This window comes from Sulfitobacter sp. SH24, from assembly GCF_965641895.1.
Lineage (GTDB): Bacteria > Pseudomonadota > Alphaproteobacteria > Rhodobacterales > Rhodobacteraceae > Sulfitobacter > Sulfitobacter dubius.
Window position 1 is genome coordinate 3,117,402 of record NZ_OZ282575.1, and the last position, 21,682, is coordinate 3,139,083.

Consider the following 21,682-nt stretch of genomic DNA (forward strand, 5'->3'; position numbering starts at 1 on the left):
TCAATTACGTCGCGCGGCCGATCAGGGGCCTTCCCCTCACGACATAGTGCCTCTGCGGCACTGCGGCAAATGCCTTACGCCTTGGCGCAGGGCATTTGTCGCGGCGCAAGCGATTTAGCTGCCCAAAAGTGCTTTGGTCAGCTCACTATCAGCTTCGGCCAGCGGATCAATCACATCGAAATGATGCTTGCCCTCGGCCACAACCTGCTTCGCGCCCCAACTACGGGCGAAATTCTCGGCCTGCTCAAGGAAGACCGGGCGCTCATCCGCGCCAACCCAAACCGTCACGTCAACCCCATGGGGCGGGGTCATGTTCATCGGGCTTTCAGCGGCAGCTTCGGCCTCATCCAGACGCAGGGTGTCGTTCATTTCGGTCTGAAGCAGCGGTGTCAGATCGGCCACGGGAGAGATCGGCACGATCCGTGTGATCCGGTCCCGCACCTCCGCCCCCAGCAGCAGGGGGTCGGTCATCCGTGCCACCAGATGCCCGCCCGCCGAATGGCCCGACAGCACGATGGTGCCCTGCGTGCGGTTCGCCACCTCAGTCAGCGCGGCGGCGATCTGTGTGGAAATCTCCGAAATGCGCACATCGGGACAAAGATCATAAGACGGCATCGCCACGGCATAGCCCCGCGCCAATGGCCCAGCGGCCAGATGCGACCAATAGCTCTTGTCGAACGCCTTCCAATAGCCGCCATGCACAAAGACGGCTGTCCCGCGCGACACACCCTCAGGCTGGAAGAGATCGAATTTCTGCCGGTCCGAAGGGCCATAGCGCACATTCAACTGCGCCCGCGCACCCAAGTTTGCGCGAAACGCCTCTGCCTCCTTCTTCCAGCGGGGCGGAAAGCTGTCGGCCCCGTCGATATAGGCAGCGTTTGCGTAGGCGTCATCAAGCATCATTTGGGTCTCCCACCCCGGATTTGATCAAACTGAACTGGACAATCATACTCGTTGTTGCTTTGGAGGCTATAGAGAATAGCGGAGAGATGACATGACTGATGCTAAGACGGATCTGAAATCACTGCTGAAAGACCCCAGCCTGCTTGAAACCCGCGCCTATATCGGTGGCCAATGGGTCGACGGCGATGACGGCACCTTTGACGTGACCAATCCTGCGCGGGGCGATGTCATCGCACAGGTTGCTGACCTCAGCCGCGCGCAAGTCGCGGGCGCGATTGCCCAAGCCGAAAAGGCGCAAAAAGACTGGGCCAGTTGGACCGGCAAGGAACGTGCCGCAGTGATGCGCAAATGGTTTGACCTGATGATGGAGAACCAAGACGATCTGGGCACCATCCTGACCGCCGAACAGGGCAAACCGCTGGCCGAAGCCAAGGGCGAGATCGCCTATGGCGCGTCGTTCATCGAGTTCTTCGGCGAAGAAGCCAAGCGCGTCTACGGCGAGATGATCCCCGGCCACCAGCGCGACAAGCGCATCATGGTGATGAAGCAGCCCATCGGTGTTGCCGCCTCGATCACGCCGTGGAACTTCCCCAATGCGATGATCACCCGCAAGGCGGCTCCGGCGCTGGCGGCGGGCTGTTCCTTTGTGGCGCGTCCGGCGGCGGAGACTCCGCTCTCGGCCATCGTCATGGGTGTGCTGGCCGAACGTGCGGGCATTCCGGCGGGCGTGTTCAACGTGCTGCCGTCGTCGTCCTCGTCGGCTGTGGGCAAAGAGTTCTGCGAGAACCCCGCCGTGCGCAAGCTGACCTTCACCGGCTCCACCGAAGTCGGGCGCATCCTGCTGAAACAGGCCGCAGACCAAGTGATGAAATGTTCGATGGAATTGGGCGGCAACGCGCCGTTCATCGTCTTCGATGACGCCGATCTAGATGCCGCCGTCGAAGGCGCGATCATGTGCAAGTTCCGCAACAATGGCCAGACCTGCGTCTGCGCCAACCGGATCTACGTGCAGGCGGGCGTCTATGACACATTCGCCGCCAAGCTGAAGGACCGTGTGAGCAAGATGAAGGTCGGCGACGGCCTTGAAGAGGGCACTGACCTTGGCCCGCTCATCAACCCCGAAGCCTCGGACAAGGTGCGCGAGCATATCAAGGATGCGGTCGACAACGGGGCCGAAATCATTCTGGGCAACGCCAAGGATGACATGGGCGGCAACTTCTTCGGCCCGACCATCGTGACCGGCGTGACGCAGGATATGAAGGTCGCCAAGGAAGAGACATTCGGCCCGCTCGCGCCGCTGTTCAAGTTCGACGATGTGGACGACGTGATCGCCATGGCGAACGACACGATCTTTGGCCTCGCGTCCTACTTCTATGCCAAGGACCTCAGCCGTGTCTACAAGGTGGCCGAGGCGCTGGAATATGGCATCGTCGGCGTGAACACCGGCATCATCTCGACCGAGCTTGCGCCCTTTGGTGGGGTCAAGCAATCCGGCCTTGGCCGCGAAGGCAGCCACCATGGGATCGAGGACTACCTTGAGATGAAATACGTCTGCCTGTCGGTCTAAGAACCGACCGGAGGAATGAAACGGGGCGTGCCTAAGGCGCGCCCCGTTTTGTTTTGCCTTAACGCTCCGGGCGGTCCTGCGCCAGCATCCGACCTTCTGCGCGGCTCAAGTGATGCACGGCCTGCGCCACATCCCCTTCGCAGCGCTGCAACGCCCGGCACCAAATCCGATGCGCGGATTGCGGCGACCACGGCAATGCCGCCTGCGCTAGCCAAGCCCGCAGAGGCGGTGGCAGGCGATCATATGCCGCCATCGGATCACCCTGCCGCCGCCTATGCTTCAGCCCGCTGCGCAGGTTTCGTTTTCTGCCAGACATGCTGATGGGCCGCCTTTAGTGCGCCTGCATATCCGCCGCGATGTCAGCGGCGCTCATGCTGGTGGGGAAGTAGGTTGGCCAGTTGGTGAGTTCCGCAAGCACTTCAGCGCGATCATCGCCCCAATAGAGGTGGTAGTGGTCGGCCTTCTCGGGTGCGATGATATGGTCGCTGAATTGAATATACGCCGGTGCTTCGGCATCGCCGCCCTCTTTGGCAAAAACATAACGCACGCCGCGGTTGCCCTTTTCGTAGGTCAGAACTTCGTAACCATCGCTCGCATAACGCCCCTGTACCGGATCGCCCGCGCGGAAAAAGGTCACGGCATCACCTTCGATGGTGATGCGGTCCACATCGGTGGCATAGCCAACCTCGTAGTAGGCTTTGTATTCCTGCGCGGTCTTGTCGCCTTTTTCAGCTTTGTGCTGCATCACCGGATCAAGCGCGCCCTGTTGCAGCAGCGGAAACACGGATTGCCAGTCGCCTGCCCAATCAGACAGGGGGCGATCCTTGATCTGCTCATCGTCGAAGTAGCCTTTGTAGATGTCTTCTTTGGCATAGTCGTGATCATGAGCGTGGTCGTGGTCGTGGTCGTGACTATGCGTCTCATTCTTCGTCTTAGAAGCCGTTTCCGCGTACGCCGGTGCCGAAAGCGCGAGGCCAGCGCCAAGAGTGAGCAGGTAAAGCGGGGATGCGAGTGTCTTTTGCAAGGTCATACTCCGTGTTTATGCCGAGTGGTGAAAAGGATATGTTATATCATAACTAAATCTCTTTAACTTTCTTCGGACATCTTGGCAAGCTGACAGAACTCTCGACCAAAGAGCGGGCACAAAAAATGCCGACAGCACTTTCATGCTGCCGGCCTCGGGGCGCGGGAGAGGACGCCCTATCGGAATGACCAGACTTAGTTGGTCTGGGTCTGTGCAGCGCCGCCTGCATTCATCTGATGGGTCAGGGTTGCGGCAAATTCTTCGCCTGTCATGCCAATGACAAGTTGGCCCTCGGCATCAACAACCTGATCGATCTGCACCACGGCACGGTCGCTATCGACGTCCAGATCGCTAGATAGATCAATGGAATAGCGCACGGAACCATCAGGCTGCGGTTCAACGTTTGAGATCGTGCCAATTACAGTGTCATCCGACGCTACAGCGATGGAGCTGCCATCAAGCGCGGTGTCGATGTCTGTGTCGGCTGTGGCAGCTTGGTCTGCGGGCAGGCTGCCATCGACGTCAGCCGCGACATTCGCGTCGACTTCGGTGCCGGCCACATCGGCACTCACGTCAGAGCCAACACCCGCATCTAGCGATTGCGCGGCGACCGGAGCGGCCATCAAAGCTGCCACAGCGGTGGTCAGAGTCAATTTGCGTAGGGAATTTACATAGGTTGTCATGGGTCTTCCTTTCATTGCGCGTGCGGATTCTTGCACGCAGTTGCCCGAGCACGCCTGCCCGGTCCCACCCTCAACCCGGTGGCTGGCCCTTGGTTTCGCGCCTAACAATGCGCAGCAGAAACACGCCGGTTTCGGCTCCCCTCACCGGCAGATATCCTCCCAAAGCCATGCCCGCAGTTGCCCGCTACCCAACGAAAAAGGCCCGCTTGATAGCGGGCCTTCACAAAGCTCGGAATGGAACCGCGCTTAGTTTACGGATTTAGCGTCAACCACGTCCTTGTCGATCGCCTTCACCTCGGAAGAGATCGCAATCTGGCGTGGTTTCAGGGCCTCGGGCACCTGCCGCTCAAGCTCGATATGCAGCATGCCGTTGGCATGGGCCGCGCCGATCACCTGAACGTGGTCCGCCAGATGGAAGCGACGCTCAAAGGCGCGGGTGGCGATGCCGCGGTGCAGGTAGGTCTTGGCCTCATCCTCATCCGCCTTGCGGGCCGAAACGATCAGCGCCTTCTCACGTACTTCGACGCTCAGGTCGCTGTCAGAGAAACCAGCCACGGCGATGGAGATGCGGTAGGCATCGTTATCGAGCTTTTCGATATTGTAGGGGGGATAGCTGGGGGTGGCCCCATCATTTGTCAGAACCCGGTCCATCATATTGGCGATCTGGTCAAAACCAACGCTGGAGCGGTAAAGGGGTGCGAAATCAAAGCTACGCATGTGTTCATCCTCATCTTTGAGCGATTGACATATCGGGCCTTCCACCATTGGACAGACCCGGTTTTTCAAGCGCCGAAGCCCTATAGAGGCACTTCGGCAAAGCTCATGTGGGAAGGGTTTTGCGCGCTTTCAAGTCTTGGGTCGCAGATTTAGGGCCGGATAAATTTCGCCCCGGTGCCGCGCTCTTCTCCGACCCGGATGCGCTTGCCCGCGGGGTTGGAATCCAGAAACACACCTTTGCCCGCCACCAATTCCGCTTGCAGCAGCGCCAAGGGCGCGCCCAAAGCGGTGCCGAGCGAGACCTGCGTGCCTTCGACCTCCGCCTTGGCCGAAACAACCGAGACGATATGCGCCTCGCCCGCGACAATGCTAAAGATCGGCGCGCCACTGGAGCCGAAATCGACCGCGCAGGAGGTCACCAGAACCCCTTCTTGCTGCGCCAAAACCTTACAAACCTCTTGCAGGGACGGCGCTTCGGCCCGGTCGCGGGCATAGCTAACCACGCCGACGCTGTCGCCGGGACGCGGCCGCGCGGCGGTGCCAAAGGGGCGGATCGTCGTGTTGCGGATGGGGCGGGAGAGTTCCAAGAGCGCCAGATCATTGCGTACCCGACCCGAGGATACCTCTCCGTCATAGACGTAGTCGGGGTGCACCACGGCGCGGCGGATATCGCGGTAGGCCCCCGCGCGGCCATTGCGCCAGCCGGCGAGGAACTGCACTTCGCCATGGTCGATCCGGGCTTTAGTTTCGCGGTCAAAAAGACAATGCGCTGCGGTCAGGACAAGACGCGGCGCGATCAGCGTGCCGGTGCAAAAGCCAGTGCCGCCGATGTCGAGACGGCCCACGGCCTCCCAAGCGGCGGCGTCGACACCGTTGTCGAGCGCTTTGAGCGCGCTGTCTTGGGCCATCGCCGTCGTTGCGAAGGTAAAGACCCCGAGAATAGCCGCCAACAATTGTCGCAAAATGCACCTCAAAACCATGTCCACTTTGGCGGATATAGGGGAGTTGCGGCGAAAATACGGCGCAGGCTTAACGCAAACGCGGCACCTGCGCAGGCGCGTCGGGATCACGGCTGAGTGCAGGCGGTTTCGGCCCGCCGCAGGCCCAATCAAGCAGTTCGACGCTATGCACCACAGGCACCCCGGTGCCCGAGCCGATCTGCATCATGCAACCGATATTGCCCGCCGCGATGACATCCGGCGATTTCGCCTCCAACGTCTTGATCTTGCGCTCTTTAAGCTTGGCCGAAATCTCGGGCTGCATGAGGTTATACGTGCCCGCCGAGCCGCAGCAGAGGTGACTGTCCGCCGGCTCCACAACCGTAAATCCCGCCTGTTTCAGCAGCGTTTTCGGCGTGGCCTTGATCTGCTGCCCATGTTGCAGTGAACAAGCCGCGTGATAGGCGACGACCATGCCTTGCTCCGCAGGTTCAGCGAAAGGCAGGTCCAACTCCGCGAGCAGCTCCGTCACATCCTTTGCCAAGGCCGAAACCCGCGCGGCATCTTCGGCCAGCGGATCATTGCGGAACATATGGCCGTAGTCCTTGACCGTGGTGCCACAGCCCGAGGTGTTGATCACGATGGCATCCAGCCCTTTGCCGTCCATCTCAGCACACCACGCGCTGATGTTGCGGGCGGCGTGGGCGTGGCTTTCATTGGTTTTACCCATGTGATGGGTCAGCGCGCCGCAACAGCCCGCGCCTTCGGCCACCACCACCTCGCAGCCCGCACGGGTCAGCAGCCGGATTGTGGCATCATTGATATCGGTGTTCAGCGCCTTTTGCGCGCAACCGGTCATCAGGGCCACACGCCGCAGCGGTTTGCCCTGAGCCGGGAAGCTTTGCGGATCGTCATTGCGGCTGACCGGGGGGATCGTTTTTGGCGCCATCTCAAGCATGGCGCGCAGCCGGGCGTCGGGCATCAGACGGGCGAAGGGCCGCCCGATCTTGGCCCCTAAAAGCGCCAGTCGAAAGCGTGTCGCATAGGGCAGGATCCGCGCCAGCATCCAACGCAGCGCGCGTTCGCCTATGGGCCGTTTATACCGTTCCTCGATATAAGCACGGGCGTGATCGACCAGATGCATGTAATGCACGCCCGAGGGGCAGGTCGTCATACAGGCAAGGCAAGAGAGGCAACGGTCGATATGCTGAACCGTCTTTGGGTCGGGGTCGCGGTCGTTCTCAAGCATGTCCTTGATCAGGTAGATACGCCCGCGCGGGCTGTCCAACTCATCGCCCAAGACCTGATAGGTCGGGCAGGTCGCCGTGCAGAAGCCGCAGTGTACACAGGCGCGCAGAATGTCGTTGCTGCGCTGCGTGTCAGGATCCTGCAACTGTTCGGGGGTGAATGTAGTTTGCATGGATGCTCCGAAATTATGTGCTGCGCATCAGATTGGCGAGGACGAGACCGAACCAAGGAACGGTCGTGCCCACGGCCCCCAGAACCCCGCTCCATCGGCGCATGGCGGGGCTCGGGTCGGCGCGACGGAGCGCTTGGACCACCAGCGCAATCACCCCGATCCAAGCGGCCCAGAGTGCGAGGGCCACGGCTCCGAGCAACCACAGGCTGTCGCTCCAATAGCGCAAGAAGCCGTAGCGCAGGCCGATGGCGATCAGAAAGGCGGCCAGAACCACGGCCCCCAAGGCACGGATGGCCTGCAGGGAGGGTGGCATGGCGACCAGCGCTTTGAACAGAAACGGGCCGATCAGAAAAACGATGAGAAAGATCAGCAGCAATGTCATGGGGCCAGCGCCAAGGCTTCGGCGTTGAAGATACCGCGCGGGTCGAACTTAGCCCTCAGCCCCGCCGTCAACCGCGCCACGCCCGGCGCTTCAGGTTCCTGCCGGGGCAGTGCCTGCGCTACGTCATTGGCCCGCGATAGGGTCGCGTGACCGTCATACCGCCCCAACCGCGCGCGCAGGTCGGTGCCGGGGGCCATGCGCAACCAGATCAGCCCCCCGGCCCAGTCATAAAGATGTGCCTCGGCCCCGGCCTTTGCCGCCAGCGCGGCGGCCACGGTCGGGCGGCAATGCACCCGCCAGACATCCCCCGCCGCCCCATGAAAGGCCGCTACATCACGCAGGTCGCGCCAGAGGGTCGCGGAGGGATTCGCCGCGAGACTCTCAAGCGCGGCACCGGTTGCCGAGAGCAAATCCTTCAGCCGCCCGATGCGGTAGGTGACTGAGGTCTCAAACCCCTCCAATCGTAGATACGTTCGGCGCTGTGCCGGGTCATGGGCGGCTGCGGTAACCTCGAAAGGGCTGCGCATCGCCTGTGCCATGGCGGCAATGGCTGCGGGGTCGTCCAGATCACAAAGCACAAGCGTCGCGCTGGTTTCCGGTTCGGGCAAAACCTTGAGCGAGACTTCGGTCAGCGCGCCTAATGTTCCGCGCGACCCGGCCAGCAACTTTACCAGATCATAGCCGGTAACGTTTTTCATCACCCGGCCCCCGTTTTTGATGACGTTCCCTTGCCCATCGACAAAGCGCACACCCAACAGGAAATCCCGCGCGGCCCCAACAGCAAGCCGCCGCGGGCCGCTGACATTGGCGGCAAAGACCCCGCCGATGGTCGGCGTGCCACTGCAGCCCATAAGCGCGCGGTGGTCCGACGGTTCAAAGGCCAGCCGCTGCCCTTCGGCGGCCAATGTCGTCTCAATCTCGGAGACCGGCGTGCCTGCCTGCGCCACCAGCGTCAGCGCGCCCGGCTCATAGAGGCTGATGCCCCGCAATCCGGCAAGCGACAGGTCCGCCCCCGGCCCGGCCATGCCGCGCGTATTGCCGCCCCGCAGGGACAAGGGCGCTTGCGCGGCTCGGATCGCATCGACCAATTCTGTCTCTGAGGTTATCGTCACGCAGCCACCGATGCGCCGCTGCCGCGCCGCCCTTCCGTGACATCCAAAGGAAAGACCTTGGCCGGGTTCAACAGCCACGCCGGGTCAAACACATCTTTCACCGCCAACTGCGCCTCCAGATCCGCCGCGGCATATTGCACATGCATCAGATCGCGCTTCTCGATCCCGACGCCATGCTCCCCGGTCAGGCAACCGCCCGCCTCAACACAAAGCCGCAGGATATCCGCACCAAAGGCCTCGCATTTTTCCAGATCGCCGGGTTTGTTGGCGTCAAACAGGATCAGCGGGTGCATATTGCCGTCGCCTGCGTGAAAGACGTTGCCGACTTTAAGGCCATAGCTGTCCGACATCTCGGCAATGCGCCGCAGCACCATCGGCAGTTCGTTCACCGGGATCGTGCCATCAAGACACATGTAATCGTTGATCTGCCCCATCGCGCCAAAAGCCGATTTTCGCCCGAGCCAGATGGCGGCGCTTTCCTCGGCACTGGTGCTTTCGCGCAGTTCGACCGGATTGTGACGCCGCGCGATCTCGGTAATCAGCGCAAGCTGGTGGTGAATCTCCGCATCGGAGCCTTCGACCTCAACGATCAACAAGGCCTCGCACATCGGGTAGCCTGCATGGGCGAAAGCCTCCGTCGCCTCGATGCAGGGGCGGTCCATGAATTCGATCGCCACGGGCAGCACACCCGCCTTGATGATGTCACTGACACAGGCCCCCGCCACGGCGTTATCGTCAAAGCCCATCAGCACAGGCCGCGCGCCTTCGGGTTTGGGCAGAATCCGCAGCGTCGCCTCTGTCACCACGCCCAGCTGTCCTTCGGAGCCGCAGACCAGCCCCAGAAGGTCCAGCCCGCCTGCATCCATATAGCCGCCGCCGATTTCAACCACTTCGCCATCCATCATCACCATCGTGACGCCCAGCAGGTTGTTGGTGGTGACCCCGTATTTCAGACAATGCGCCCCGCCCGAGTTCATTGCGATATTGCCCGCGATGGCGCAGGCCAGCTGGCTGGAGGGATCGGGCGCGTAGAAAAACCCATCCTCCTCAACCGCGCCGGTCACGCTGAGGTTGGTGCGCCCGGTCTGCACCCGCATGAGCCGGTTGTCATAGTCGACCTCAAGCACCTCGGCCATGCGGGCGACCCCCAGCACAACACTATCGGCCGTGGGCAAGGCCCCACCGGCAAGCGAGGTGCCCGACCCGCGCGGCACGACCGGCACGCCTTCCTCATGGCAGATGCGCAGCACGGTCGAGACTTCTTCGGTGCTGGCAGGCAAGGTGACAACGAGGGGCGGACATTTATAGGCGGTTAGCGCGTCGCATTCATAGGCGCGAGTCTCATGCACATCGTCGATCACAGCGGCCTGCGGCAAGGCCGCGCGCAGCCGCGCAACGATCCGCGCCTTGCGCGCAATGATACCGGCATCTGGTTTTGGCATGTCCATCGCGATCCTCCCCCTACCGCGCAGCATAGGTATCGTGGCGCGGGTTTGACCAGTCTGCCGCGTGTTTGGTGCAATTGCACCACGAATTCACGGTATCACAGTGATTTGCGCAGCCCAAGTTCGGCCAAGCTTGGAACCGCGGCCAAATGCTCTATATAAAGCTTGTTATTTTAGGTGGTGTCATATGTTAAATCGCAGCCTCATCTTTGCCATATTGGCTTTTGCCACACCGGCCTTGGCCGATCCTCCCGCCATTTTGAATGTCAGGGTCGATCAACTTGGTGACCTGTGGAAGTTTGACGTAACCATCCGCCATAACGACAGCGGTTGGGATCACTATGCTGACGCTTGGCGCGTTCTTGACCCCGATGGGAAACCTCTGGGCACGCGCAATCTGGCGCATCCACATGTTCAGGAACAGCCCTTTACCCGGTCCCTGTCGGGCGTACGTATCCCCGAGGGTGTGACCGAAGTCAGCATTCAAGCGCGCGACAGTGTAGATGGCTGGGCGTCGGAAATCGTCCGCGTTCCACTGCGCTAAGCCAAGACGGGCCTAGACCCGGTGATAGGGTCCGCCCGATAGGATCGCCGCCGCGCGGTAAAGCTGTTCGGCCAGCATCACTCGCACCAGCATATGCGGCCAGACCATCTTGCCAAATGACAGCGCGTGATCCGCCTGCGCCCGCAGGCTGGGATCAATGCCATCTGCCCCGCCGATGACAAAGGCCAAATCGCCCCGCCCGGCATCACGCCATGTGCCAAGACGTTCGGCGAAAGCGGGGGAAGTTTCGACCTTGCCGCGTTCGTCCAGCACACAGATCACCGCCCCTTGGGGGATCGCGCGCTGCAACAACACCGCCTCGGCGGCCATGCCACCGCCTTTCTTGTCTTCCATCTCGACCACGCGCGCAGGGCCAAGGCCCAGACCGCGCCCGGTCCGGTCAAACCGGGTGAGATAGTCATCGACAAGAGATTTTTCGGGACCGGCGCGAAGCCGGCCCATAGCGCAGATATGTACCCGCATGGCTTAGTCCCGCGAAAGCGGGATCAGTGCGGCATGACCGCGGCCGCGTCTTCGCCGCCCAGCCACATCTTTTCGAGCTGGTAGAACTCACGCACTTCGGGGCGGAAGACATGCACAACAACGTCGCCTGTGTCGATCAAGACCCAGTCGCCGGTTTCGCGGCCTTCCATCTTGGACGTACGTCCGGTGGCGTCTTTGACGGCCTGTGCCAGCTTTTCCGAGATCGCCGAAACCTGCCGCGTGGAGCGGCCCGAGCAGATCACCATATAGTCGCCGATGGCCGTTTTGCCGCGCAGATCGATCTGCACGATGTCTTCGGCCTTGTCGTCATTCAGCGAGGAAAGGATAAGCGCCAGCAGGTCGTCGCTGGTTGCGATTTGCGAGGCAGCAGTCATTGCGGCCCCATGGTCAGCAGCCTGCGCTGCGTCAACGTTAAGAGACAGGACATTGTCCTCCTTCGTAATGCACCGCCAATGCTGAACGCTTGCCCCGGTGCCGAGCCCCCCTAATTTAGCGATATAGGCCAGATTTTTCAATGGACCCTATGCGTTCCGCGCCAACCGTGGCGCAAATCCCCGCTTAGTCAGGCAAATTCTGCGTCGCTGCGGCCCGTGAGAGCGCCAATTCACTGTCTTCGATGATCTTCACCTCGCGCTGCGGGAAGGGGATCGAGATGTCGTTTTCCTTGAACGCATCCCAAAGCGCCAGATAGACATTGCCGCGAATGTTGGTCAGCCCGCCGGTCGGATCCTTGATCCAGAAGCGCAGGATGTAATCCACCGACGAATCGCCAAAGCCTACGATGTGGCAGACCGGCGCCTTATAGCTCAACACCCGGTCGACGCCCTTGGCCGCATCAACGGCCAGTTTGCGCACCACATGCGGATCATCCGAATAGGCCGTGCCAAAATAGATATCGAGGCGCACAAAGTCATTGGAATGCGACCAGTTCACCACTTGTCCGGTGATCAGGTCTTCGTTCGGGATCAGGTATTCTTTGCCGTCGCGCGTGACCACAGACGCATAGCGCGCGCCGAGCGTTTGGATCCAGCCAAAGGTCTCCCCCAGACTGATCACGTCGCCGGGTTTGATCGATTTATCCAACAGGATGATCACGCCCGAGACGAGGTTCGACACCACCTTTTGCAGGCCGAAACCAAGGCCCACACCGATCGCACCTGACAGCACTGCAAGCCCGGTCAGGTCGATCCCCACGGCTCGCACCCCGATGAAGAACGCCAGACCATAGAGTAGGATCTGCACCCCCTTCACGGCCAGCACCTGCATGGAAGGGCTGATGTCTTCGTTCTTGCGGATCGTCGCGGCGGTGGTGGTGCTCACCAGCCGCGCCATGGTCAACAACGCGCCTACCACGACCAGCGCGGTGAGAACGGTCAGCACCGAAAGCCGGAATTCACCGATGGTCAGCGCCACGCCATCCAGAAACACCGCCACATCATCGGCGACATTAAGCATGTAGAGCGTGGCGTAGATCCACAGCCCCCATGTCACCATGCGTCGCAGCGGGCGGTTGCGCACCAGACGCGCGGCAAAGGCGATGCCGACATAGATCGCCGCAAGTGTCGCCGCCAAGCCGATGAGATACGACCGCGATGGCCAAGTGACGTTCTGCATCACCTGATACAAAAGCCCCGCCAGCAGCGCGAACCACATCAGCCCCAGCCGTCGCTTGACCTGCACCACCACCCGCAACTGCCACTTGGACCACCCTTCGCGCGAGCGGACCCAGTTTTGCAGCATCACGCCGGTGACCCGATGCAGGATCCACGCCAGCGCAACCAAGGCCAGCAAGATCAAAATCTGGTTCTGCCGCCAACCGGGGCTCAGGACGCTTTCACCAAAGCCGAGCACCCCATCAAACAAAGCCTGAAGCGATAGAAGGAAGTTCGAGAAAGGGTGGGACTCAGGGATCATGTACGGCCTTTGCAACTCAGGAAGATCACGGTTGCACAGGCTCCTCGCCAGAGCAAGAACCGCCGCGCGACCTGCCCCGCACACCGCCCCACGATGCCACCTTGCGAGACTCGCTCAGGGTCTATATCCAAGGCCCCATGATACTGGTGTTTGATCTTTGCGACCGTGCGCGTCTGCGCGAACGCTTTTTCGGCGCGACGCATAGCGTTCTGGCGCGACTATAAGCCAGCCCTCTCAGCCAGACCCTTAGCCATTCCAAACCACGGGAGAGGACCATCATGTCCCCCAAGACGCTTTACGATAAAATCTGGGACGCCCATGTCGTCCACGAAGCCGATGACGGCACCTGCTTGCTTTATATCGACCGTCACCTCGTCCACGAAGTGACCAGCCCGCAAGCCTTTGAAGGGCTGCGCATGTCGGGCCGCACCGTCCGCGCACCGGACAAGACCATCGCCGTGCCGGATCACAACGTGCCGACCACCGAGGGCCGCGAAGACCCCGCCGCGATGACCGAAGACAGCCGCATTCAGGTCTCTGCGTTGGATAAGAACGCGCGCGAGTTCGGCGTGCACTACTACCCCGTCTCGGACGTCCGCCAAGGCATCGTGCATATCGTCGGCCCCGAACAGGGCTGGACCCTGCCCGGCATGACCGTCGTCTGCGGCGACAGCCACACCGCGACCCACGGCGCTTTCGGCGCGCTGGCGCATGGCATCGGCACATCGGAGGTCGAACATGTTCTCGCCACCCAGACGCTGATCCAGCGCAAGGGCAAGAACATGAAGGTCGAGATCACCGGCAAACTGCGCCCCGGCGTGACCGCCAAGGATATTACCCTATCGGTCATCGGCAAGACCGGCACCGCCGGCGGCACCGGTTATGTCATCGAATATTGCGGCGAAGCGATCCGCGACCTGTCGATGGAAGGCCGCATGACCGTCTGCAACATGGCGATTGAAGGCGGCGCACGCGCGGGCCTCATCGCGCCGGACGAAAAGACATTCGAATACTGTAAAGGCCGTCCCCATGCGCCGAAGGGTGCCCAGTGGGAAGCGGCGATGGACTGGTGGAAGACCCTCTTCTCTGACGAAGACGCCCATTGGGACAAGGTCGTGACGCTGAAAGGCGAAGACATTGCGCCGGTTGTGACTTGGGGCACCTCGCCCGAGGACGTGCTGCCGATCACTTCGGTCGTTCCTGCGCCCGAAGACTTCAAAGGCGGCAAGGTCGACGCGGTGAAACGTGCGCTGGAATATATGGACCTGAAGCCCGGCCAGAAACTGACCGACATCCAGATCGACACGGTCTTTATCGGGTCGTGCACAAATGGCCGCATCGAAGACCTTCGCGCTGCCGCCGCGGTGCTGAAAGGCAAAAAGATCAAAGATGGTTTGCGTGCGATGGTCGTGCCCGGCTCCGGTCTGGTACGTGCACAGGCCGAGGAAGAAGGGCTGGCAGATATTTTCCGCGAGGCCGGTTTCGAATGGCGTCTGGCGGGCTGCTCCATGTGCCTGGCGATGAACCCCGACCAGCTCGCCCCCGGCGAACGCTGCGCGGCCACGTCAAACCGCAACTTTGAGGGGCGTCAGGGCTATAAAGGCCGCACGCACCTCGTATCGCCCGGCATGGCCGCGGCGGCGGCTCTCACTGGTCACCTGACCGACGTGCGCGAATTGGCGTGACCGACCGGGACGTGGATACCGGGCGCGTTGCGCAGGGCTCAGTCGGCCTTGCGCAACTCGCTGCCGGACTTCAGCACTTCGCTGCCGTCGTCCTGTTCGATCTTATAGGCCGGTTCGTCATCGCTCGCTTTGCGGGTCACCTCGCTGCCCTGCAGCTTCAGCGTGATCTTCTGCGTGTATTTCTTGACGATCTTGCCGGTCCCGGTGCCATTGCCCCAGTCCCACTCTACTTTCGTGCCGGTTTGGTACGACATGCCATGCCCTCCTGATACCCATTTGCTTAGAACGCGCCGTTCAGCAGCGCGGTTCCCGCACTCTCCGAAGGATACCCCGATGGAAAAGTTTACAGAAATCACCGGCACCGCAGCCCCCATGCCGCTGGTGAACATCGACACCGACATGATCATCCCCAAGGTCTTTCTCAAAACGATCAAACGCTCCGGCCTTGGCGTGAACCTGTTCGACGAAATGCGCTATGACCGCGAAGGCAACGAAATCCCCGATTTCGTGCTGAACCAACCGCAATACCGCGACGCTCAGATCCTCGTGGCGGGCGACAACTTCGGCTGCGGCTCTTCGCGCGAACACGCCCCTTGGGCGATCAAGGATTTCGGCATTCGCTGCGTCATCGCACCCAGCTTTGCCGATATCTTTCACAACAACTGCTTCAAGAACGGCATCCTGCCGATCGTTCTCCCGCAAGAGCAAGTCGACGTGCTGATGAAAGACGCCGAGAAGGGCTCCAACGCGCGAATGACTATTGATCTGGAAGGCCAGACTGTCACCACTTCGGACGGTGAGAAGTTCCCCTTCGAAGTCGATGCATTTAAAAAGCATTGCCTGCTCAACGGCCTGGACGACATCGGTCTGACGCTTGAGAAGGGCGCGGCGATCGACAGCTATGAGGATTCGCTCGGCCAAAGCCGTCCTTGGGTCTAAGAGCAGCTTCCATACTAAACTTGTGGGCGCCAGTTCAGTGCCCACAAGATGTTGCGACTTGCCATTAAACCGCCATCTAATTGATGCAAGATCGCACCACCCTTTCCCTCAAAATACCCCATAACCCTGCTGTTCTCCACGCGGAGCCTTGAGGCGCGCTCGGAAAGAAGGCAAAAATTGGACAAGAATGAGGCGATCCCCAGAAACCGGGGTCATCAAGTTGGAACAAGCACGCGGCAATGTATCGCGGCTGGCCAGTTTGAAAGGGCAGAGCAGTGATCGGACGTATGACAGGCGCGGCGACGCGTGGCCTATTGGTGGCGCTATTGATAGCCACCCCTGCCCTGCTTTTGCCGGGAGCCGATGCGGAATCGAGCCAGATCACCGTGCTTCTCGCTTTTGTCGCGGCAATCTTAACGTTCTTAGAGTACAACTCGCGCCAGCCTAGCATCGTCGAATTCCGAGATGCGCCGCCGTTCAATCGCTTGCGGTTTATCAGCCTGCTTTTTACCATAGTCGTGCTGTCGCTGATCGCACGGGGCCAAGTCACTCCCACTCTGCTGACAGGCGCGCTGGCCTCACTCGGCACGATCTTGGGCAATGCGCTCGACTTTCCCTATTCTCCGGTACGGCTCGTAGTGCTAATGATGCCCGCCGATGCGCCCTATGAGTCCGTCAATCTGATCCGCACGGCAGCGGGGCTGGCCTATCTCGTTTCGCTCATCGCACTAGCAACCTTCGTGGTCTTGGTGCGCGTCATGGGCTGGCCCGCCCGCCATGGTGCATTTAACGTTTGGGTAAACTTGCCGCTTTTTGATCCGACTGCAGGTGGCGACGTGCTCTACCGCTTGCAACGCGACGCCCGGATCAACATCGCGCTTGGCTTCCTGCTGCCCTTCATCATCCCCGCAGTGGTCAAAGCCACTGCCGATCTGCTAGATCCAATCTCACTGAGCAATCCGCAAACCATGATCTGGACAATAAGCGCATGGGCATTCCTTCCGGCCAGTATGATCATGCGGGGCATCGCCATGGGGCGCGTGGCCGAGATGATCCACGACAAACGCCGCCGCGCTTATGCCGAAGCGCATATGCAGGCCGCCTGATCCGGCTGCTGCTGCCAGCGCTGTTGCTGCTGGCCAGTTTCGCGCAGGCCGAGCCGTTGCGCATCGCCACCTTCAACACCGAACTTTCACGCAAAGGGCCCGGCATTCTGCTGCGCGATATCCTGCGCGATGATGACCCAAGCATCGCATCGGTGGTGCAAACCATCACCGCTGCCAATCCCGATATCATCGCCCTCCAAGGCATCGACTACGATCTCGAACTCAGCGCCCTTAATGCCCTCGCCGATGCCCTCACCGCTGCTGGTGCGCCCTACCCACACCACTTCGCCGCGCCGCCCAATGCAGGCCGTCAAAGCGGTGTCGACCTAGACGGCGATGGCAAGCGCGGCGGCCCCCGCGACGCGCAAGGTTACGGCCGTTTCTTTGGCCAAGGCGCCATGGCCATCCTCTCGCGCTACCCGATCATGACGGCGCAGCTCCAAGACTTCAGCACCCTCCTCTGGCGCGACCTCCCCGGATCACTTTACCCGATCATCGACGGCACCCCCTTCGCCGGAACCGAGGCGCACGCCACGCAGCGCCTGTCGTCCAACAGCCACTGGTCCCTACCTATCCAGACACCCAACGGCCCCATCACCCTGCTGACATACCACGCCACCCCGCCTGTCTTCGACGGCCCCGAAGACCGCAATGGCCGGCGCAACCGTGATGAAACCGCTTTTTGGGTGCACCATCTAGCCGGAGAGATCGGCACCCCGCCCCAAGATGCTTTCATCCTCCTCGGCGATGCCAACCTTGATCCCACCCGCGGCGACGGTCGCGGCAAAGCCATTGCCGCCCTGCTGGCCCACCCCGCCTTGCAAGACCCGCTTCCCGAACACCCCACAGCCAGCTGGTCACAAACCGGCCCGATGCGTGTCGACTATGTCCTGCCCTCCCGCGACTGGCAGGTGCTCGACGCTGGCCTCATCTGGCCTCAGGGTGACGCCGCCAGCCGCCATGCCCTCGTCTGGGTCGACCTCACCCGCTAGGCCCCGCTATCTTGACCCTCCGGAACCCGCAGGCTACCCATCAGCAATCGTATTTTCAGGAGTTCCCCATGGCCAACCCATCCTTGCTCATCCTTCCCGGCGACGGCATCGGCCCCGAGGTCATGGCGCAGGTCACGCGCATCATCGATTGGTTCGGCGAAAAGCGAGATTTGGCCTTCGACGTAGAGCATGATCTGGTCGGCGGTGCCGCCTATGACAAACACGGCACCCCCCTGCACGACGACACGATGGCCCGGGCTCTCGAAGTCGACGCGGTGCTCTTAGGCGCGGTGGGCGGTCCAAAATACGACGACCTCGATTTCTCCGTGAAACCCGAACGTGGCCTTTTGCGTCTGCGCAAAGAGATGGACCTTTTCTCCAACCTGCGCCCAGCACAATGCTTTGACGCGCTGGCCGATTTCTCCTCGCTGAAAAAAGACATCGTCGCGGGCCTCGACATCATGATCGTGCGCGAACTGACCTCAGGCGTCTATTTCGGCGAACCGCGCGGCATCTTCGAGGAAGGCAACGAGCGCGTCGGCATCAACACACAGCGCTACACCGAAAGCGAGATCGAGCGCGTCGCCCGCTCCGCCTTTGAACTCGCCCGCCGCCGGGGCAACAAAGTCTGCTCCATGGAAAAAGCCAACGTCATGGAAAGCGGCATCCTGTGGCGCGAAGTCACCCAACGGGTCCGTGACGCTGAATATCCCGATGTCGAACTTAGCCACATGTATGCCGACAACGGCGCCATGCAGCTGGTCCGCGCGCCGAAGCAGTTCGACGTGATCGTCACCGATAACCTTTTCGGCGACATCCTCAGCGACTGCGCCGCCATGCTTACCGGCAGCCTCGGTATGCTGCCTTCCGCCAGCCTCGGCGCGCCCAATGCCGATGGCCGGCCCAAAGCCCTCTACGAGCCCGTCCACGGCTCCGCCCCCGATATTGCAGGTCAAGGCAAAGCCAACCCGATCGCCTGTATCCTCAGCTTCGCCATGGCACTGCGCTACTCCTTCGACCAAGGCGAAGAAGCCGCACGTCTGGAAAAAGCCGTCGAACAGGCACTGGCCGACGGCGCCCGCACCCCCGATCTGATGGGCCCCGAAGGCGGCACCCCCATCACGACCGAGGAAATGGGCAACGCGATCCTCAAAGCGCTCGACGCGAGCCTCTAAAGAACCGCGGCGGGGTTCACGCCCTGCCCCTTCCCCCTTCATTCTTTCTTAAATACCCTCGGGGGAGCAGCCGAAGGCTGCGGGGGCAGCGCCCCCTGCCCACACATACGGGGCCGCTCGACAATCGCCGCTTACGTCAGGTCTTGATTAGATAATAGTGCGGCGGATCACGGCTGAGACCCATTCGCTCACAACCACAGTCGCAAGGATCAGCAGCAGGATCACCGCCACCTGATCCCAGGCCAAAATCGCCATTGAGGCGTTCAGCTTCAGCCCGATGCCGCCCGCGCCCACCAACCCGAGGATGGCGCTTTCGCGGATGTTGATGTCCCAGCGGAAAACCGAAATACCCCAGAGAGCGGGCATGACCTGCGGAACCACCCCATATGTTAAAACCTGCGCAGGGCCGGCACCCGTGGCCTGGATCGCCTCGATCTGCTTGGGATCGGTTTCCTCAATTGCCTCGTAGAACAGCTTGCCGATGAAGCCGATGGAGCGCAGGGCGATGGCGATGATGCCAGCCAGCAATCCGGGGCCGATAATCGTCACCAGTAACAGCGCCCAGATCAGCGAATTGATTGACCGGGAGGCCACGATGATGAACAGCGCGATAGGCCGCAGGAAGGTCGCCGAAGGCGTGGTGTTGCGGGCCGCCAGCAGGGCGACCGGCACGGCCATGATCACGCCACCAATGGTGCCAAGAGTCGCGATGTTCAGCGTGTCCCAGAGTGGCTGCATCAGCTCGGGCAGGTAGCCCCATTCAGGCGGCAACATGCGCCCGCCAATGTCCTGCGCCTGACGCGGCGCGTCCCAGACAAAGGCCCAGATCGTGGTTTCTGTCATGATCTGCCAGCACCACACAAAAAGTGCAACAAGCGCCAGCCAGCCCATCCAGATCGCGATCCGCTTGGCGCGGCTGCGCAGGCACCAGTCCACCGGAAGCATTGAAATGTCGCTCATTGCAGGAACTTTCTGAGATAGCTGGAGCTATATTCGGCCACCATCACAATCGCGATGATGATAAGCAGGATCGCCCCTGCACTGTCGTACTCGTAGCGGTCAATCGAAGTATTCAGCGTGGCGCCGATGCCGCCCGCGCCAACGATGCCGATCACCGCGCTTTCACGGAAGTTGATGTCGAGCCGATAAAGCGACAGGCCAATCAGTCGCGGCATGATCTGCGGCTTGATGGCGTAGTCCAGCAGTTGAAACCAGGTCCCCCCGGTAGCGCGGATCGCTTCTGCTTGGGTTTCGTCGATCTCTTCGATGTCGTCAGCTAACAGCTTGGCGATAAATCCAATGGTGGCAAAGGTCAGTGTCAGGAAGCCAGCAAAGGGGCCAAAGCCGAACATCGCGACAAGGAAGATCGCCACAATCACTTCTTGCAGGGACCGGCTTACCGCAACGATGGCGCGGCAGACCAGATAGACTGGTCGTGGCACAAGGTTGCGTGCCGCGCCAATCCCGATGGGCACAGAGATCAACACGCCTACGACCGTAGAGGTCAAAGTCATGGTCAGGCTCTCGATCAACCCTTGGCTGATGTCGCGCCAACGGCTGGTGAAATCAGGCTGTAGGAACCCCATGATGAATCGCTGCCCACGTTCCATCCCTTCGGTGACACGCTGCCAGTTTACCTCAACCGTGCTGAAGGCCAGCACAAGGTACACAAGCACCCCGATTTGCAGCGCAATGCGGAGCCGTCGGTCGGGAACGATCTGATGCGGTCGTCGCCAAGTGGTGGGGTACTGCGCGGTCATGCGCCGACCTCGGCAAGCTGGCGCAGGGCGTCGCTTTCGGCTTCGGCCTGCTCATCGTCGCCCTTACGCATGGCGTCCCAATCTTCGGCGCCGTAGATCTCGGTCAGCGCGTCCTCGGTCAAGGCACTGGGGGCGTCATCAAAGACAACCGTGCCGGCCCGCAGCCCGACGATGCGCTGCATGAACTGGCGCGCAAGCGGGACGTCATGGATGTTGACGATGGCGGGTAGGTTACGCTCTGCGCAGATCTCGGTCAGCAGGCGCATAATCTGGCGGCTGGTCTTGGGATCAAGGCTCGCTGTGGGTTCATCCACCAACAGCAAATCAGGGTCTTGGGCCAAGGCGCGGGCGATGCCGACCCGTTGGCGCTGACCACCCGAGAGCGCATCGGCGCGTTTATTGGCATGGGCGAGCAAACCAACCCGATCAAGCAATTGATAAGCGCGCTGAATGTCCGCGCCCTCATAGCGGCGGAGAAAGCTCCGCCAGAAGGGGACATAGCCAAGCCGCCCGGACAGAACGTTCTCCATCACCGTCAGCCGTTCGACCAAAGCGTATTCCTGAAAGATCATGCCGATCCGGCGGCGCTGTCGACGCAAATCGCGCCCACCCAGCGACACGAGGCTCTTGCCGCCAAGAACGATGTCACCCGCGGTCGGCTCCACCAGCCGGTTGATGCAGCGGATAAGCGTCGATTTGCCAGCGCCAGATGGACCGATCAGCCCCACGATCTGGCCTTTGGGCACTTGCAATGAGACATCTGACAAGGCGGCGTCGCCAGTTCGATAGGTCTTGGAGACGGAGCTGAGTTCAAGCATGAATGGGGCTTTCGATAAAGATGGTCAGGCGGCGCACAGGCCGCCTGACTGGTT

Annotated in this window: 24 protein-coding genes; 7 read left to right on the plus strand and 17 right to left on the minus strand. The window is 61.2% G+C overall.

Features of this window, described 5'->3' with window-relative positions; genetic code table 11:
- Positions 1-114 precede the first annotated feature (114 nt).
- Positions 115-903 (minus strand): alpha/beta hydrolase, encoded by a 789-nt coding sequence (locus ACSQ16_RS17945; RefSeq protein ID WP_243262054.1) that lies wholly within the window; start codon positions 901-903, stop codon positions 115-117.
- A gap of 91 nt (positions 904-994) precedes the next feature.
- On the opposite strand from ACSQ16_RS17945, the gene ACSQ16_RS17950 reads away from it, so the two are divergent.
- Entirely contained in the window at positions 995-2,470 is a 1,476-nt protein-coding gene (locus ACSQ16_RS17950; protein WP_093927793.1) for an NAD-dependent succinate-semialdehyde dehydrogenase, read from the plus strand.
- 58 nt (positions 2,471-2,528) lie between these two features.
- On the opposite strand, the gene ACSQ16_RS17955 is transcribed toward ACSQ16_RS17950, so the two are convergent.
- The 9 genes from ACSQ16_RS17955 to ACSQ16_RS17995 all read right to left on the minus strand — a co-directional run bounded on the left by ACSQ16_RS17955 (position 2,529) and on the right by ACSQ16_RS17995 (position 10,194).
- On the minus strand, positions 2,529-2,786 hold the full coding sequence (locus ACSQ16_RS17955) for a DUF6525 family protein (RefSeq protein ID WP_093927792.1): 258 nt from the start codon (positions 2,784-2,786) through the stop codon (positions 2,529-2,531).
- A 15-nt stretch (positions 2,787-2,801) separates the two neighbouring features.
- The gene (locus ACSQ16_RS17960; RefSeq protein WP_394805061.1) at positions 2,802-3,500 is read right to left on the minus strand and encodes a ZinT family metal-binding protein; all 699 of its coding nucleotides are present in this window, start codon (positions 3,498-3,500) and stop codon (positions 2,802-2,804) included.
- A 188-nt stretch (positions 3,501-3,688) separates the two neighbouring features.
- Positions 3,689-4,177, minus strand: coding sequence for a hypothetical protein (locus ACSQ16_RS17965; protein ID WP_317405600.1), 489 nt, complete (start codon positions 4,175-4,177; stop codon positions 3,689-3,691).
- Between the two features lie 246 nt (positions 4,178-4,423).
- The gene (locus ACSQ16_RS17970) at positions 4,424-4,894 is read right to left on the minus strand and encodes an Hsp20 family protein (RefSeq protein WP_093927975.1); all 471 of its coding nucleotides are present in this window, start codon (positions 4,892-4,894) and stop codon (positions 4,424-4,426) included.
- 149 nt (positions 4,895-5,043) lie between these two features.
- Positions 5,044-5,874, minus strand: coding sequence for a trypsin-like serine peptidase (locus ACSQ16_RS17975; protein WP_394805060.1), 831 nt, complete (start codon positions 5,872-5,874; stop codon positions 5,044-5,046).
- A gap of 49 nt (positions 5,875-5,923) precedes the next feature.
- The gene (gene glcF, locus ACSQ16_RS17980) at positions 5,924-7,252 is read right to left on the minus strand and encodes a glycolate oxidase subunit GlcF (protein WP_435988575.1); all 1,329 of its coding nucleotides are present in this window, start codon (positions 7,250-7,252) and stop codon (positions 5,924-5,926) included.
- A 13-nt stretch (positions 7,253-7,265) separates the two neighbouring features.
- The gene (locus ACSQ16_RS17985) at positions 7,266-7,634 is read right to left on the minus strand and encodes a hypothetical protein (protein ID WP_243262049.1); all 369 of its coding nucleotides are present in this window, start codon (positions 7,632-7,634) and stop codon (positions 7,266-7,268) included.
- Positions 7,631-8,746, minus strand: coding sequence for an FAD-binding protein (locus ACSQ16_RS17990; RefSeq protein WP_243262047.1), 1,116 nt, complete (start codon positions 8,744-8,746; stop codon positions 7,631-7,633). Before ACSQ16_RS17990 ends, ACSQ16_RS17985 begins: the two co-directional genes overlap by 4 nt.
- Positions 8,743-10,194, minus strand: coding sequence for an FAD-linked oxidase C-terminal domain-containing protein (locus ACSQ16_RS17995; RefSeq protein ID WP_243262046.1), 1,452 nt, complete (start codon positions 10,192-10,194; stop codon positions 8,743-8,745). Before ACSQ16_RS17995 ends, ACSQ16_RS17990 begins: the two co-directional genes overlap by 4 nt.
- A gap of 184 nt (positions 10,195-10,378) precedes the next feature.
- Here ACSQ16_RS17995 and ACSQ16_RS18000 point away from each other — a divergent pair, with 184 nt between their 5' ends.
- Positions 10,379-10,735, plus strand: coding sequence for a hypothetical protein (locus tag ACSQ16_RS18000; protein ID WP_093927784.1), 357 nt, complete (start codon positions 10,379-10,381; stop codon positions 10,733-10,735).
- A 12-nt stretch (positions 10,736-10,747) separates the two neighbouring features.
- Here ACSQ16_RS18000 and rlmH read toward each other — a convergent pair whose 3' ends face one another.
- The 3 genes from rlmH to ACSQ16_RS18015 form a co-directional block, all read right to left on the minus strand.
- The gene (rlmH, locus tag ACSQ16_RS18005; RefSeq protein WP_243262044.1) at positions 10,748-11,218 is read right to left on the minus strand and encodes a 23S rRNA (pseudouridine(1915)-N(3))-methyltransferase RlmH; all 471 of its coding nucleotides are present in this window, start codon (positions 11,216-11,218) and stop codon (positions 10,748-10,750) included.
- A gap of 23 nt (positions 11,219-11,241) precedes the next feature.
- On the minus strand, positions 11,242-11,613 hold the full coding sequence (gene rsfS, locus ACSQ16_RS18010) for a ribosome silencing factor (protein WP_067631153.1): 372 nt from the start codon (positions 11,611-11,613) through the stop codon (positions 11,242-11,244).
- A gap of 184 nt (positions 11,614-11,797) precedes the next feature.
- The gene (locus ACSQ16_RS18015) at positions 11,798-13,153 is read right to left on the minus strand and encodes a mechanosensitive ion channel family protein (RefSeq protein ID WP_243262042.1); all 1,356 of its coding nucleotides are present in this window, start codon (positions 13,151-13,153) and stop codon (positions 11,798-11,800) included.
- A gap of 278 nt (positions 13,154-13,431) precedes the next feature.
- On the opposite strand from ACSQ16_RS18015, the gene leuC reads away from it, so the two are divergent.
- The gene (gene leuC, locus ACSQ16_RS18020) at positions 13,432-14,838 is read left to right on the plus strand and encodes a 3-isopropylmalate dehydratase large subunit (RefSeq protein WP_243262041.1); all 1,407 of its coding nucleotides are present in this window, start codon (positions 13,432-13,434) and stop codon (positions 14,836-14,838) included.
- A 38-nt stretch (positions 14,839-14,876) separates the two neighbouring features.
- On the opposite strand, the gene ACSQ16_RS18025 is transcribed toward leuC, so the two are convergent.
- Complete coding sequence (locus ACSQ16_RS18025; RefSeq protein ID WP_067268510.1) at positions 14,877-15,092, minus strand: DUF2945 domain-containing protein; 216 nt, start codon at positions 15,090-15,092, stop codon at positions 14,877-14,879.
- Positions 15,093-15,171: 79 nt separating this feature from the next.
- On the opposite strand from ACSQ16_RS18025, the gene leuD reads away from it, so the two are divergent.
- The 4 genes from leuD to leuB all read left to right on the plus strand — a co-directional run bounded on the left by leuD (position 15,172) and on the right by leuB (position 19,050).
- Positions 15,172-15,777, plus strand: coding sequence for a 3-isopropylmalate dehydratase small subunit (gene leuD, locus ACSQ16_RS18030; RefSeq protein ID WP_243262040.1), 606 nt, complete (start codon positions 15,172-15,174; stop codon positions 15,775-15,777).
- A 275-nt stretch (positions 15,778-16,052) separates the two neighbouring features.
- Positions 16,053-16,883 carry a hypothetical protein gene (locus tag ACSQ16_RS18035; protein ID WP_093927778.1) on the plus strand — a complete coding sequence of 277 codons (831 nt, stop codon included), beginning with the start codon at positions 16,053-16,055 and terminating at the stop codon, positions 16,881-16,883.
- 23 nt (positions 16,884-16,906) lie between these two features.
- Positions 16,907-17,875, plus strand: coding sequence for an endonuclease/exonuclease/phosphatase family protein (locus tag ACSQ16_RS18040; protein ID WP_317406352.1), 969 nt, complete (start codon positions 16,907-16,909; stop codon positions 17,873-17,875).
- Positions 17,876-17,943: 68 nt separating this feature from the next.
- Complete coding sequence (gene leuB / locus ACSQ16_RS18045) at positions 17,944-19,050, plus strand: 3-isopropylmalate dehydrogenase (protein ID WP_067939242.1); 1,107 nt, start codon at positions 17,944-17,946, stop codon at positions 19,048-19,050.
- 147 nt (positions 19,051-19,197) lie between these two features.
- Here leuB and phnE (ACSQ16_RS18050) read toward each other — a convergent pair whose 3' ends face one another.
- From phnE (ACSQ16_RS18050) to phnC, 3 genes are read right to left on the minus strand one after another with little or no spacing between them, the layout of a single operon-like run.
- On the minus strand, positions 19,198-20,010 hold the full coding sequence (phnE, locus tag ACSQ16_RS18050; RefSeq protein WP_243262039.1) for a phosphonate ABC transporter, permease protein PhnE: 813 nt from the start codon (positions 20,008-20,010) through the stop codon (positions 19,198-19,200).
- Positions 20,007-20,810: a phosphonate ABC transporter, permease protein PhnE gene (gene phnE / locus ACSQ16_RS18055; protein ID WP_243262038.1), complete on the minus strand. Its 804-nt coding sequence runs from the start codon at positions 20,808-20,810 to the stop codon at positions 20,007-20,009. Before phnE (ACSQ16_RS18055) ends, phnE (ACSQ16_RS18050) begins: the two co-directional genes overlap by 4 nt.
- On the minus strand, positions 20,807-21,628 hold the full coding sequence (gene phnC / locus ACSQ16_RS18060; protein WP_093927773.1) for a phosphonate ABC transporter ATP-binding protein: 822 nt from the start codon (positions 21,626-21,628) through the stop codon (positions 20,807-20,809). The genes phnE (ACSQ16_RS18055) and phnC overlap by 4 nt, the downstream gene beginning before the upstream one ends.
- Positions 21,629-21,682: the final 54 nt, after the last annotated feature.

Excerpts from the sequence above, each read along its gene's own strand:
- ACSQ16_RS17945 (WP_243262054.1), bottom strand. The coding sequence starts at position 903 with ATGATGCTTGATGACGCCTACGCAAACGCTGCCTATATCGACGGGGCC.
- ACSQ16_RS17950 (WP_093927793.1), top strand. The coding sequence starts at position 995 with ATGACTGATGCTAAGACGGATCTGAAATCACTGCTGAAAGACCCCAGC.
- ACSQ16_RS17955 (WP_093927792.1), bottom strand. The coding sequence starts at position 2,786 with ATGTCTGGCAGAAAACGAAACCTGCGCAGCGGGCTGAAGCATAGGCGG.
- ACSQ16_RS17960 (WP_394805061.1), bottom strand. The coding sequence starts at position 3,500 with ATGACCTTGCAAAAGACACTCGCATCCCCGCTTTACCTGCTCACTCTT.
- ACSQ16_RS17965 (WP_317405600.1), bottom strand. The coding sequence starts at position 4,177 with ATGACAACCTATGTAAATTCCCTACGCAAATTGACTCTGACCACCGCT.
- ACSQ16_RS17970 (WP_093927975.1), bottom strand. The coding sequence starts at position 4,894 with ATGCGTAGCTTTGATTTCGCACCCCTTTACCGCTCCAGCGTTGGTTTT.
- ACSQ16_RS17975 (WP_394805060.1), bottom strand. The coding sequence starts at position 5,874 with ATGGTTTTGAGGTGCATTTTGCGACAATTGTTGGCGGCTATTCTCGGG.
- glcF (WP_435988575.1), bottom strand. The coding sequence starts at position 7,252 with ATGCAAACTACATTCACCCCCGAACAGTTGCAGGATCCTGACACGCAG.
- ACSQ16_RS17985 (WP_243262049.1), bottom strand. The coding sequence starts at position 7,634 with ATGACATTGCTGCTGATCTTTCTCATCGTTTTTCTGATCGGCCCGTTT.
- ACSQ16_RS17995 (WP_243262046.1), bottom strand. The coding sequence starts at position 10,194 with ATGGACATGCCAAAACCAGATGCCGGTATCATTGCGCGCAAGGCGCGG.
- ACSQ16_RS18000 (WP_093927784.1), top strand. The coding sequence starts at position 10,379 with ATGTTAAATCGCAGCCTCATCTTTGCCATATTGGCTTTTGCCACACCG.
- rlmH (WP_243262044.1), bottom strand. The coding sequence starts at position 11,218 with ATGCGGGTACATATCTGCGCTATGGGCCGGCTTCGCGCCGGTCCCGAA.
- rsfS (WP_067631153.1), bottom strand. The coding sequence starts at position 11,613 with ATGACTGCTGCCTCGCAAATCGCAACCAGCGACGACCTGCTGGCGCTT.
- ACSQ16_RS18015 (WP_243262042.1), bottom strand. The coding sequence starts at position 13,153 with ATGATCCCTGAGTCCCACCCTTTCTCGAACTTCCTTCTATCGCTTCAG.
- leuC (WP_243262041.1), top strand. The coding sequence starts at position 13,432 with ATGTCCCCCAAGACGCTTTACGATAAAATCTGGGACGCCCATGTCGTC.
- ACSQ16_RS18025 (WP_067268510.1), bottom strand. The coding sequence starts at position 15,092 with ATGTCGTACCAAACCGGCACGAAAGTAGAGTGGGACTGGGGCAATGGC.
- leuD (WP_243262040.1), top strand. The coding sequence starts at position 15,172 with ATGGAAAAGTTTACAGAAATCACCGGCACCGCAGCCCCCATGCCGCTG.
- leuB (WP_067939242.1), top strand. The coding sequence starts at position 17,944 with ATGGCCAACCCATCCTTGCTCATCCTTCCCGGCGACGGCATCGGCCCC.
- phnE (WP_243262039.1), bottom strand. The coding sequence starts at position 20,010 with ATGAGCGACATTTCAATGCTTCCGGTGGACTGGTGCCTGCGCAGCCGC.
- phnE (WP_243262038.1), bottom strand. The coding sequence starts at position 20,810 with ATGACCGCGCAGTACCCCACCACTTGGCGACGACCGCATCAGATCGTT.
- phnC (WP_093927773.1), bottom strand. The coding sequence starts at position 21,628 with ATGCTTGAACTCAGCTCCGTCTCCAAGACCTATCGAACTGGCGACGCC.